Origin of the sequence: Empedobacter brevis (assembly GCF_965118635.1) — a bacterium.
GTDB classification, from domain to species: domain Bacteria; phylum Bacteroidota; class Bacteroidia; order Flavobacteriales; family Weeksellaceae; genus Empedobacter; species Empedobacter brevis_A.
Genome location: NZ_CBCPHV010000005.1, coordinates 121,722 through 134,712, shown reverse-complemented (window position 1 = coordinate 134,712; position 12,991 = coordinate 121,722). Strand labels below are relative to the sequence as shown.

The 12,991-nt window shown below is 30.2% G+C and carries 10 protein-coding genes; 2 read left to right on the top strand and 8 right to left on the bottom strand.

What is annotated here, in order from left to right:
* The first annotated feature begins 12 nt into the window (after positions 1 to 12).
* Positions 13 to 1,245, top strand: a complete 1,233-nt coding sequence (locus tag ACMHJW_RS08505) for a metallophosphoesterase (protein WP_413532983.1) — start codon at positions 13 to 15, stop codon at positions 1,243 to 1,245.
* Between the two features lie 82 nt (positions 1,246 to 1,327).
* Here the strand turns inward: ACMHJW_RS08505 and ACMHJW_RS08500 are convergent, their stop codons facing one another.
* The 3 genes from ACMHJW_RS08500 to kbl all read right to left on the bottom strand — a co-directional run bounded on the left by ACMHJW_RS08500 (position 1,328) and on the right by kbl (position 7,325).
* Positions 1,328 to 2,596, bottom strand: a complete 1,269-nt coding sequence (locus tag ACMHJW_RS08500; RefSeq protein ID WP_413532982.1) for a dicarboxylate/amino acid:cation symporter — start codon at positions 2,594 to 2,596, stop codon at positions 1,328 to 1,330.
* Positions 2,597 to 2,734: 138 nt separating this feature from the next.
* Positions 2,735 to 5,422, bottom strand: coding sequence for a PD-(D/E)XK nuclease family protein (locus ACMHJW_RS08495; protein ID WP_413532981.1), 2,688 nt, complete (start codon positions 5,420 to 5,422; stop codon positions 2,735 to 2,737).
* 703 nt (positions 5,423 to 6,125) lie between these two features.
* On the bottom strand, positions 6,126 to 7,325 hold the full coding sequence (gene kbl / locus ACMHJW_RS08490; protein WP_413532980.1) for a glycine C-acetyltransferase: 1,200 nt from the start codon (positions 7,323 to 7,325) through the stop codon (positions 6,126 to 6,128).
* A gap of 160 nt (positions 7,326 to 7,485) precedes the next feature.
* Here kbl and ACMHJW_RS08485 point away from each other — a divergent pair, with 160 nt between their 5' ends.
* Positions 7,486 to 8,376 (top strand): GNAT family N-acetyltransferase, encoded by an 891-nt coding sequence (locus ACMHJW_RS08485; protein ID WP_413532979.1) that lies wholly within the window; start codon positions 7,486 to 7,488, stop codon positions 8,374 to 8,376.
* A gap of 109 nt (positions 8,377 to 8,485) precedes the next feature.
* On the opposite strand, the gene ACMHJW_RS08480 is transcribed toward ACMHJW_RS08485, so the two are convergent.
* Genes ACMHJW_RS08480 through queA form a run of 5 tightly spaced genes read right to left on the bottom strand, consistent with a single transcriptional unit; the run spans position 8,486 to position 12,943 of the window.
* Complete coding sequence (locus tag ACMHJW_RS08480; protein WP_413532978.1) at positions 8,486 to 8,824, bottom strand: hypothetical protein; 339 nt, start codon at positions 8,822 to 8,824, stop codon at positions 8,486 to 8,488.
* A gap of 58 nt (positions 8,825 to 8,882) precedes the next feature.
* The gene (locus tag ACMHJW_RS08475; protein WP_413532977.1) at positions 8,883 to 9,860 is read right to left on the bottom strand and encodes a polyprenyl synthetase family protein; all 978 of its coding nucleotides are present in this window, start codon (positions 9,858 to 9,860) and stop codon (positions 8,883 to 8,885) included.
* 11 nt (positions 9,861 to 9,871) lie between these two features.
* Positions 9,872 to 10,825 carry a hypothetical protein gene (locus ACMHJW_RS08470; RefSeq protein ID WP_413532976.1) on the bottom strand — a complete coding sequence of 318 codons (954 nt, stop codon included), beginning with the start codon at positions 10,823 to 10,825 and terminating at the stop codon, positions 9,872 to 9,874.
* A gap of 11 nt (positions 10,826 to 10,836) precedes the next feature.
* A complete protein-coding gene (gene rlmN / locus ACMHJW_RS08465; protein WP_413532975.1) occupies positions 10,837 to 11,886 on the bottom strand; it encodes a 23S rRNA (adenine(2503)-C(2))-methyltransferase RlmN in 1,050 nt (349 codons plus the stop codon).
* A gap of 7 nt (positions 11,887 to 11,893) precedes the next feature.
* Positions 11,894 to 12,943: a tRNA preQ1(34) S-adenosylmethionine ribosyltransferase-isomerase QueA gene (queA, locus tag ACMHJW_RS08460; protein ID WP_413533117.1), complete on the bottom strand. Its 1,050-nt coding sequence runs from the start codon at positions 12,941 to 12,943 to the stop codon at positions 11,894 to 11,896.
* Positions 12,944 to 12,991 lie beyond the last annotated feature (48 nt).

Here is a 12,991-nt window from a genome sequence, read left to right as displayed (position 1 = left end):
TCAATCAAAATAATGTTTATCAGTAGTGTAATCACGCTAATTATCATTTCAATCGTACTTGAAATTTACTTGTATTTTAATTTTAAAAAATTCTTCTCAAACAACTATTTTCTTTTCGGAAATATACTTTTATGGTTACTTGTTTTGGGTAATTTTGGGTATAATTTAATCTTTTTTGATCGCAATGTAGGTCAAACACAAACCACAATGTGGGCAACAGGTTTGTTTATGTTGTTTGGATTTCCTCGATTAATTTTGTTTCTGTTTTTTCTTATTCAAGATATTTTTAGAGGATTCGGTTGGCTATTTAATCGAGCAACAAATCATCAAACGAAAGAAAATTCTTATTTGCCTTCTCGTCGAAAATTTGTCATGATTTCAGGATTATCAGTAGCTTCTATTCCTTTTTTTAGCTTGATTTATGGAATGACTTTAGGGAAATATAATTTCAAAGTTATTAAGAAAAAATTAGCGTATCAGAGTTTACCAAAATCATTTGATGGATTTAGAATTTTGCATATTACAGATATACATTCTGGAAGTTTAGACAATCGAGAAAAAATAGAATATGCAATTGATTTAATTAATCAACAAGAGTTTGATATTTTATTGTTTACAGGAGATATTGTGAATAATTTTCACTGGGAAATGGATAAATGGTATGATGTTTTTTCTAAGATAAAACAAGCTCCTTATGGGAATTTTGCTGTTTTAGGAAATCATGATTATGGAGAATATTCGGATTGGAAAACGGAGGAAGAAAAACAAGCGAATTTTGAAAAAATAAAAGCTATTTTCCCTAAAATTGGAATGAAATTATTGCTTAATGAAAATAGATTTATTGAGAAAAATAATGAAAAAATTGCTTTGATAGGAGTTCAGAATTGGGGAACAAGATTCAAAAAACTTGGAGATATTGATGCCGCTTCTCAAGATGTAAACAAGGATAATTTTAAGATTGTAATGTCTCACGATCCTTCCCATTGGAATGAAATATTGAAAGATCATCCAAAACATTTTGATTTAACTTTATCTGGACATACGCATGGAATGCAATTAGGAATAGAAGTTCCGAAAATTGGACTTCGTTGGAGCCCGGCTCAATATATTTATCCACAATGGGCAGGTTTTTATGATTTTGAAGGAAAGATCATCAATGTAAATCGTGGTTTCGGTTATCATTTTTATCCTGGAAGAGTAGGGATTTGGCCCGAAATTACATTAATAGAATTGAAATCCGTTTAATAGAGAACAAATAATATTAATATAAAAAACAAATGCGATCATAATGATCGCATTTGTTTTTTATTCTTAAATAGAAAAGCTTTTATGCTTTCTGATTATCATCATCGTGCGTATATGTTTGTTCAATAGCAACATGTCCTTCCCATTTGTCAACTGCAACAGTCGATAATGAATTTCCAAGTACATTTGTCATTGAGCGAGCCATATCACAGAAGTGGTCGATTGGCAATATTAATGCGATTCCTTCTGGAGGAATTCCAAACATAGAACAAGTCGCAACAACTACAATTAATGAAGCTCTAGGAACTCCTGCAACACCTTTTGAAGTAAGCATTAATACTAATAACATCAAAATTTGTTTTTCGATTGGCATATGAATGCCATAAACTTGAGCAATGAAAAGTGATGCAAATGTCATATACATCATTGATCCATCTAAATTAAAGGAATAACCGAGTGGTAATGTAAATGAAATAATTTTCTTTTGAGCTCCGAATTTTTCTAATTCTTCTACCAATTTAGGAAATACAGCTTCTGAAGAAGTTGTAGAAAAAGCAATTAATAAAGGTGCTTTTATGTGTCTTAGTAAATCGAATAAACGTTTTCCTAAAATGAAATAACCAACGATACATAATACCAACCATAAAAGTGCAATTCCTATAACGAAAGAGATTAAATATTTTACATACAAAGCAAAAATTCCGAATCCATAAGTAGCAATTGCAGCAGCAATAGTTCCTAAAACACCTAATGGAGCTGTCCACATTACATATCCAACCATGATAAGAACGATATGAGAAATTTTATCTAAAGCTTTTGTAATTATTTCTCCTTCTTTTCCGTAAGCTGCTAGCGCAACACCAAAGAAAATAGAGAAAACAACAATTTGTAGGATCTCATTTGTAGCAAAAGATTCAAAAACTGATTTAGGAATCATATGTGTTATGAAATGTTCTAATGTAAGAGAAGCTTGACTTTTTAATAAGTCTTGCGCTGAACTAGCATCCATTTCGATATTGACACCTTCTCCTGGTTTCATAACATTTACAACGATAGCACCAATAATCAAAGAAGTTAGAGAAGCTGTAATAAACCAACCCATAGCACGTCCACCAACACGCCCTACCATTTTCATATCGCCCATTTTTGCAATTCCCACAACTAATGTAGAAAATACCAAAGGCGCAATAATCATTTGAATTAAACGGATGAAGATAGTACCAAGAAGTTTGATATTAGTTGAAAATGTTTTAATAAATTCTGGAGATGTAAAGTAATGTACGTATCCACCAATAGCAACACCAATTAGTAATGCAACTATAATGGCTATAAAAAGTTTATTGTTTTTCATTATGCGATTTTAAACTTTTCCAAAACTACTATTTTTTAGCAAATTATTAAGAATTTTAATTGATTTATACACCAAATTAAATATAAAACCCTTTATATCTAGTATTTAAAATGGGTTTATATTATGGTGTATTGAGTACTATTCTGGTTGTTTGAATGGAATTTCTTGATCTAGTATTTCTTCAATTAATTTTGACATTGGCTGAATTGATTTTTCAACAATTGAATAATCAGTAATCTTATTTCCATCAACAGAAAGTTTTATTAATTCTTTATTCGGAAACTTGATAGGATAAATACATAACTCAATTTCTTTATCTAGATTTTCTTTATTTGCATAAAATAAATGCGCATAAAAAATCAATTGCAATTGTTTTGCTTTATCTTCTTTTTGATAAACAATCTCGATATCCTCGGTTTTTACCGAAATATCTTTTGCATAACCAGTTTTATAATCTATAATTCGAATTTGGTTATTTACAGAATCAATTCGGTCAATAACTCCTTTCAATTTTACGTGTTTTCCATTCGTTAATTCAAAATCAACATCGTGTTTACTTTCCAGAGATTTTATAACAAATTCATTTTCTTTTGCTGTTTTTGCATCTTTAGACAAAACTCCATCCAAAATTCGTTCAGCAATTTTATAAATTAAATAATTTGGTCCTTTGTCCAAATGTCCATCTTTATATTCTTTGCTAAAATGTTCTTGCAATGTTTTTGCTTTTATTTTTTCGATATCCTTAAAATCATTTTCATGCAAAATTCTATTCAAATAAGGTTTGTACAAATCTTCTAAAGCGCCATGCACAATATTTCCTAAGGTTCTTGCGCTTACTATTTCTTCAGCTTCTTCTACTTCATTTACATTAAAAACGCGTTGCTCATAAAAATCTAACGGATTACGCAAATAAGTAGAAAGTGAAGAAGGAGAAATGCCATAATTTGCCCAATTCCACAATTTTATCATTGTTTCATCTGTTTTTGGAACAATAATTTCTTTTAGCGGTTTGGTTACAAAACTTGGAGCAGCAAATGTTTCCTTTATTTCATGATTACTTTCAAATTTGATTTGAGCTAAAAAGCGCGATTTTTCTCCAGAACCCATTCCATCAGCTTCTGTATCATAAACGAAATAAGCATTTTTTGCACGCTGAATTAAGCGATAAAAGTGATAAGCATAAATTGAATCATTTTCGGTAAATGTATTCAATTTCATTTGTTTACGAATATCGTATGGAATGAATGTATTATTTTGTCTTCCTAATGGTAAAATTTCGTCGTTTACAGAAGTCATAATAATATTATCAAAATTCAGTAAACGAGTTTCCAATAATCCCATCAACTGCAACCCTTTCAAAGGTTCTCCAATAAAGGAAATTGTTTCGGAAGATACAATTTTGTTATACAATAAAAATAGCGTTCTATAATCTTTGATATCATTTACTTGCAGAAGATTTTCATGCAATTGATTGAAAACTTTTTTGAAAAAGAATAAATATTCTTTCGTTAATAAATCATTCATTGATGGATGATGTAACAATTCATCTGTCCAATTTTTTAAATGATGAATAAACTCAGTAATGCTTGTTGGAATATGAAAAATAGATTTGAAAATAGAGTTTTCTAATGAATTCTGAATTGAATTTTGAGAATTGAAAATTCGATTTTGAGAACGTATTTCTCCAATTAATTTTCGGCTTTCATCTGAACTAAAATGTGATAAGGTTTTATTTTCGAGAATTTGCAAAACATTTTTGAAATAAAACATTGTTTTCTTTCCTAATTTCTCACGATTCATTTGCAACTCAAAAATAGATTTGAAAAATTGAGCTAATGGAACCGAACGCAAAGGAATTCCCATCGAAATATTTAGATGTGTAATATTTTCGGGCAAAGAATTGAGAATTGCGGGTAAAATAGCTTCATCGGCCAAAATCAAAGCAGTATTTTTTATTTCATCTTCGTTGAGATTTCTAATTATATCTGCAATATATTTTGCTTGCCCAACTTGCTTTGCAACACCAATTGTATGTAAATTTTTTGGTTTAGAAAACTCATCCACAACCCAATTGATTGGTTTTATTTTCTCTTTGTATTTTCGTAGAAAAGAACCTGCTTCCTGATTCGGATTTTCGTAATAATATTTGTCTGCATCGAAATATAAAGTTGCTAAGTTTTCTTTTTCTAATCGAAATATTAGTGCTTGTTCGGCTTTTGTCAAAGCATTAAATCCGGCAAAAACATAATGTGAAGTTCGTTTTTCGACAATTTCATCAACTTTTTCACTTGCAATTCTGAAAACCATTCCGGCATATCCTTCTTTTGAATCAAGCAAATCTTGTTGCAATTGAAAATATAATTTCGAAACAATTCCCCAAAATGTTAAATGATTTTGAATGATTTCATTTTTTCCAATTTCTATTTTTCCTTCTCCCCATTGATTAATTCTTTCTACAGAAACTAAATAATCTAAAACTTTGTTGGCAGGTTGCAGAGAAGCATCAATATCATCAAAATCTTTTAAAACAGTTGGTCCCCATTTTATAAAATCTTCAAAAGAATCAGGTTTACTAACTATTTTTTTATACGCTTGATAAGCTTTGAACCATAGATTAATCCCTGAAATAATTTCTAAACCAGAAAGTTCGCTCATTAATTCTTCGATACTTTTCATTTCAGGAAGAATTATGTTCTGCGCTTGACGCTGAAATTCTTGTTTGAAGAATAACATTGGACGTTTTCCTGGTAAAACTAAAGTGGTGTTGATAAAGTTTTTTTGATTTTGAACTAAATCTTTTACAACATTTTCTATGAATTGAGCCATTTTGAAATTTTCTTTCGTTGAGTTGTTGTAAAAGTAAGAATTTTGAGAGACAACTCGTGGCGTTTAGAATTAATTGAAAAATTTATTTTTTTTTATTTTTGAAAAGATCTTTAAAATAAAAATAGATAATTATCCCAATAAAAATTAGAAATAAAGGAATTATAAAATTATAGGGCGCTCTAATTTCTTCGTTAAAAAGTATATAAATAAGAAATAATGCAAAAGAAATCATAACGAGAGGAACATAAAAGAACTTTCCTATTTTTTTTACAATAGAATAATATTTATCTATATCATAATCAAAGATGTCGCAGACTAAACCGATAAAAAATAAAAGCAAAGGAAACCAGAAAATAAAAGATATTAGGATATAACCTAAATTATCTGAAAATCCTGTGTCAAAAAGAATTAAAGTTTCGTTACAAATAAATTTAATGAAATAATAAGTTGACAATATTGTAAATATAGTTACTAAGAAAATCACAAACCATATAAAACCGAATTGTAAAGAGCTTATTTTTCTTATGTTCTTCTTTTGATGCATATATGGAACCAAAAAAGAGAAAATTATCATTAAAATAACTAAAAATAGTTTCATACTTTTCTAATTCTGTTTGTTTTATATAATTTGTTAGGTTAATTATATATAATAAAAAAAGCGACTAAAGATAGTCGCTAATATAATATTTAATTAAAGAATTTCTTATTTAATCACACCTAGTTCTTTACCAACTTTTGTAAAAGCAGCAATGGTATGATCTAATTGTTCTTTTGTATGTGCAGCAGATAATTGTACACGAATACGTGCTTTATCGCGAGGAACAACAGGGAAAAAGAATCCGATTACATAAACACCTTCATCTAATAATTTGTCTGCCATTACTTGAGATAATTTTGCATCGTACAACATAACTGGAACTATTGCAGCATCGCCTTCTGGAATATCAAAACCAGCAGCAACCATTTCTTTACGGAAATATTCGGCGTTCCACATTACTTTATCACGTAAAGATGTATCTTTCTCTAACATTTCTAATACTTGTAAAGCTGCACCAACAATTCCAGGAGCTAAAGAGTTAGAGAATAAATATGGACGAGATTTTTGACGTAACATTTCGATTACTTCTTTTTTACCAGAAGTAAATCCTCCCATTGCTCCACCTAAAGCTTTACCTAAAGTAGATGTAATGATATCTACACGTCCCATAACTTCATTATGTTCGTGCGTTCCACGACCAGTTTTTCCGATGAAACCAGTTGCGTGCGAATCATCAACCATAACCAAAGCATCGTATTTATCAGCTAAATCACAAACTCCTTTCAAATCAGCAACAATACCATCCATAGAGAAAACGCCATCTGTTACAATAATTTTGAAACGATGATTTTTTTCTGAAGCAGCTATTAATTGCGCTTCTAAATCTGCCATATTATTGTTTTTGTAACGGTAACGAGCAGCTTTACATAAACGAACACCATCAATAATAGAAGCATGGTTTAATTCATCAGAAATAATCGCATCTTCTTCTGTGAACAATGGTTCAAAAACACCTCCATTTGCATCAAAAGCAGCTGCATATAGAATTGTATCTTCCATTCCTAAGAAGTCAGCAATTTTCTTTTCCAATTGCTTGTGAATATCTTGTGTTCCACAAATAAAACGAACAGATGACATTCCGTATCCACGATCATCTAACATTTTTTGAGAAGCAGAAATAACTTCTTTATTATCAGATAATCCCAAATAGTTGTTTGCACAGAAATTAAGTAATGTTTTACCATTTTCTAATGTAATTTCCGCACTTTGAGGAGAAGCAATGATTCGTTCTTTTTTGAATAAACCTTGTTCTTCTAAATCATTTAATTGCGTTTGTAAATAGTTTTGAAATTTATCGCTATACATAATAAATCACTTTTTGTTTTGATATGTTTCATACAAATATAAATGTTTACGGGCATATTTTTTGTATTTTTGTTTTATATAAAAATAGTAATCAGTGTTTCTAATCATCATATTTAGCATTCAGTTTTATTTCTTAGCAAAATTTTTCAAAAAGAATAAATTGAAAACGATTTTCACAGTTATTGGAATGTACTTTATTTCACTAGTTGTTCTTTTATTTATATTTTATGGACTAATTTTGAGTGGAGTAATTGATTTAGGAGTACAAATGAAACCCGTTTCATTAGATGATTCTATTAGTTTTAGTGAAAAGCTTAAAACATATGAAGTAGAAAATAAAGACTTTACAGAAGCTTTTTATACTTATTTCGTAAATAATAATGTTCAGCTAATCATGCATATTATTATTTATATTTTAATTGGAATGTTTTATTACAATTCATTAAAGCGTAAATGGACATTGCAAATGTTGGAAGGAGAAATAGATAAACGTAAAGATGAAATTCTACAGCATATAGAAGTTAATCAGAAAATAAATCCAATAAAACTAGATGTTTATCCGCATTTTCATACTGTAAATGAGAAAAATATTCATTTGGTTCAACCTTTAGCGAGAGAGATTTGGAATGAATGTTACAAAGATTTATTATCACAAGATCAAATCGATTATATGATTGATATGATGTATAATAATGATAAAGTAAATGAAGGAATTGCAGCTGGAGATGTTTGGGAAGTTTTGAAAATAGATAATGTTCCTTCTGGTTATTTGCACTATAAATTAGATGAAAATAATACTGTTTTCTTATCAAAAATTTACTTAAAAGAATCTAATCAAACCAAAGGAATTGGGCAATTGATGATGAATAGAGTGTTGGATTATGCACGCGAAAAAGGAGCAAAAGCTGTTCATTTAACAGTGAATAAACACAATGCAAAAGCTATTCGTTTCTACGAGAAAAATGGTTTCAAGAGAATGGAATCTAAAACATTTGATATCGGAAATGGCTACATCATGGATGATTATATTTATCAAAAGAATTTAAATTAATAAATAGTTAGAATAATATATGAAAGCTGTTACAATTTGTAGCAGCTTTTTTTGTGAGTAATTTAGAAGGTTTTAATGAGATTTTTAATTATAATATAATTGAAAATGTTTATTCTATAGTTAAAGTCTTTATTAAGATTTTATCTCTAAATATATATAAGTTAGTTTCTCCTTTTCTTTTAACAACAGAATCACCTATTTCAATCAACTTATTCGCATTTTCATAAGGTAAATAATAATCTGAATATCTTACTCTAACCATTAATTTATTTCCTCTACTTTCATATTTTGTATATATTTTTTGAACATTTCCTTTGTAATGTATTGTTTTATAATATTCATAAGGAGAATAGGTTTTTGGAAAAAGAAAAAAATAAGTAACAATACTACCTAAAAATAAAAGAGGAGAAAATAGAGAAATAGTAAGTATGATATTATCTTTTTTCATTTAGTAGCTTTACAATATTGTAATATACAAAAAAGGACTTCAATTAGAAGTCCTTTTTTTATTTTTCTCTTTCGATAACGTATCTCACCATTGTTTCCAATGAATTTCTAAATTCGTTTTCGGGAAATTCGTAAAGTATATCCAAAGCCTCTTGGCTATATTGTTTCATCATTTTTTGTGTGTACTCAATTCCGCCATGCTCCTTTACATATTGAATAATTTCTCGAACACGTTTTTTATCGTTATTGTAACGTTTTACGGAATTAATCAACCATTTTTTGTCTTTTACAGTTGCATTGTTAATGGAATAAATCAAAGGTAATGTCATTTTTTGTTCCTTAATATCAATTCCTACAGGCTTTCCAATTGCGTTGGAAGTTGTGTAATCAAATAAATCATCTTTGATTTGGAAAGCAATTCCGACTAATTCACCAAAACGATGCATTTTCTTTGCTACTTCTTCTGAACATCCAACAGAACGTGCTCCAGCTTCGCAACAAGCAGCAATAAGCGTAGCAGTTTTCATTCGGATAATTTCGAAATAGACATCTTCTGTAATATCTAGTTTCCGCGCTTTTTCGATTTGCAATAATTCACCTTCCGAAATTTCTTGTATCGCAACAGAAACGACTTCTAATAAATCAAAATCTTTGTTTTTTGTTGAAATAATTAAGGTTTTTGACAAGAAATAATCACCAACTAAAACAGCTACTTTATTTTTCCAAATTGCATTCAAAGAAAAGAATCCACGGCGCAATGTACTATCGTCCACAACATCATCATGAACCAAAGTTGCTGTATGAATAAGTTCTATAAAAGAAGCAGCTCGGTAGGTACGTTCTTGTACTTCACCATTTAATTTTGCTGTTAAAAAAACAAACATCGGACGCATTTGTTTTCCTTTTCTGCGTACAATATAATTGGTAATACGGTCAAGAAGTGAAACATTACTCTTCATTGATTCGAAGAATTTTTGTTCAAATAATTTCATTTCCTCCGCGATTGGCGCTTTTATCAAATCTACCGTGTTACTCAAAATTTAGTTTTTTAATTCGTAAAATTATTGATGCAATGTACAACCTGTTTTGCATAGAAACCTTTATAGTTAAACTCTTCTCCGCTAAAACAAATCTTGTTTTCGGTTGGTAAAACTGAAATCCCTTCCAATTGTCCCAACTGAGTCGTGAAGCCCAAAGGTAAACTTATTTTTTTAACTTGTGAAGTGAAGAATAACTGATTGTTATCTTTTGGTAAATCGAACCAATTGATAAACGTTAATGCTTCTTTTGTATAGCCCAATAAATAAATTCCTTTTGTTGGACTATTTTTATCAGAATCAATATAGGAAGCAGTTACAGCGTAATTTGTAGGAAATGATTCTAACTTTTTAGCTGCATGTTTTTTAGAAGTGTCAATAGGAACAACATAATGAGAAGTTGCCATATTTGACCATTCTTTTGTGAAAATATGAAACGCATTTTGGTAAACAAAAAATGCTTCTGTATCCCAATTCGTTGTCATGTTTTTGAATTGGAAAGTTTCTTGCTCAGGATAATAAAATTCAATTTTTTCAGCTTTTAATTGCTGATAAGCTTTAGAATAATCGATGTTAGATTTTTCAATAAAATAAATGACTAAATCTTTTCGTTTGCCTAAATTATTTCCAAAATCTGCAAAATATATTCGATTATCATCCGCAGACATTTCTTCCCAATCTATATTTGGAGCATTTGTGATGAAAATGGTATTGATAATTTTCCCAGTTTTTGCATTGAAACGATACAATTCTGGTTTAGAATCAGAATCGTTTAAGCCCCAAAAAGAAGCCATATTTTTATCTTGTTTTTCATATTCTAAAGCCGAAATTTCGTTTAAAGTAGGAGGTAAGTTGATACTTTCCATTTTATAATCATCAATAGAAATTGTATCGATGTTTTCTACTATTTGCGCGAAAGAGAATTTAGTCAGAATTAAAAATAAAAATATGGCTAAATATTTCATTTGATTATTATTTAATCATTTCCAGTTTTATTGGCTAATTGTCCGCAAGCTGCATCAATATCTTTTCCGCGGCTACGACGTACATTTACGACAATATTATTGGATTCTAATGCTTTGATGTAATTATCAACTGCTTGTTCTGATGCTTGTTTGTAAATTCCGTCATCAATAGAATTGTATTCGATAATATTTACTTTTGAAGGGATTTTTCTACAAAACTTAACCAATGCATCAATATCTTCTTTCTTATCATTAACACCGCCCCAAACAATGTATTCGAATGTTATTCGCAAACCTGTTTGTTGGTACCAATATTGAAGGCTATCCATTAAATCTGTCAAAGGAAATTTAACAGAAAAAGGCATAATTACATTACGAACTTCTTCACGAGCCGAATGTAAAGATACCGCAAGGTTAACACGTAAATCTTCGTCAGCCAATTTTTCAATCATTTTAGGAATTCCAGAAGTTGAAACAGTGATTCTTCTTGGAGCCATTCCTAATCCTTCTGGTAACGTAATTTTTTTGATGGCAGAAATCACTTCATTATAATTTAACAAAGGTTCTCCCATTCCCATAAATACGATATTACTTAAAGGGCGATTGAAATAACGCTTACTTTCTTCGTCGATAATCACAACTTGATCTACGATTTCGGCAGCTGTTAAGTTACGCATACGTTTTAATTGTGCTGTTGCACAAAACGTACAATCTAAACTACAACCAACTTGCGAAGAAACGCAGGCTGTTGTTCTTGAGTCTGTTGGAATTAAAACAGATTCCACAACGTTACCATCATGAAGCTTAACAGCATTCTTGATGGTTCCGTCATTAGATTTTTGTAGAAGATCGACTTCAACAGGTTGAATTTGGAAAGATTGTCCCAATTGCTCACGTAAAGCTTTTGAAATATTAGTCATGTCATCAAATTGATGCGCATTCTTTTTCCATAACCATTCGTATACTTGTTTTGCACGGAATGATTTTTCTCCAATCTCTTTGAAATAATCTTCAATCTCAGCTTGTGACAGCTTTCGTATGTCTTTTTTTGTTGTATTCAAACTTTTCTTATAGAATTAGCATTGCATCTCCGTAAGAGTAGAATTTGTATCCTTCTTTTACAGCTTCGTTATACGCTTTCATTGTTAAATCGTGTCCAGCAAACGCAGAAATCATCATAATTAATGTTGATTTTGGTGTGTGGAAGTTTGTAATCATACAATTTGCAATAGAGAAATCGTAAGGTGGATGAATGAATTTGTTCGTCCAACCATCATAAGCATTCAAATGTCCATCAGCAGAAACTGAAGATTCGATAGAACGCATAGATGTTGTCCCAATTGCACAAACTTTTTTCTTCTCGTCGATTGCTCTGTTTACTAAATCAGCTGTTGCTTGAGGAATAATTACTTGCTCAGATTCCATTTTGTGTTTAGATAAATCTTCAACTTCAACAGCTTGGAAAGTTCCTAAACCAATATGTAATGTTAATTCAGCAAAATCAACGCCTTTTATTTCTAAACGTTTTAATAAATGTTTAGAAAAGTGTAAACCAGCTGTAGGTGCAGCAACTGCTCCTTCGTGTTTAGCATAAATTGTTTGGTAACGCTCTGCATCTTCTGGCTCAACATCACGTAAAATATATTTTGGAAGTGGAGTTTCTCCTAATTCTTTCAATTTTGCACGGAATTCTTCATAAGATCCATCAAATAAGAAACGTAATGTACGTCCACGAGAAGTCGTATTGTCAACAACCTCTGCTACTAATGTATCATCATTGTCGAAGAATAATTTATTTCCGATACGAATTTTACGAGCTGGATCAACCAAAACATCCCATAAACGAGTTTCTGCATCTAATTCTCTTAATAAGAAAACTTCGATTTGAGCACCAGTTTTTTCTTTATTTCCCATTAAACGGGCAGGAAAAACTTTAGTATTGTTACGAATCATAACGTCTCCTTCATCAAAATAATCGATAAGATCTTTAAATTGTCTATGTTCAATTTCTCCGGTGTCACGATGAACAACCATTAAGCGAGCTTCGTCTCTGTTTTCAGAAGGGCGATCTGCTAAAAGTTCTTCAGGTAAAGTAAAGTCGAAATCGGAGGTTTTCATTTTCATAATTGTACAATTTTTTGCAAATATACGACCTCAGATAGCCCT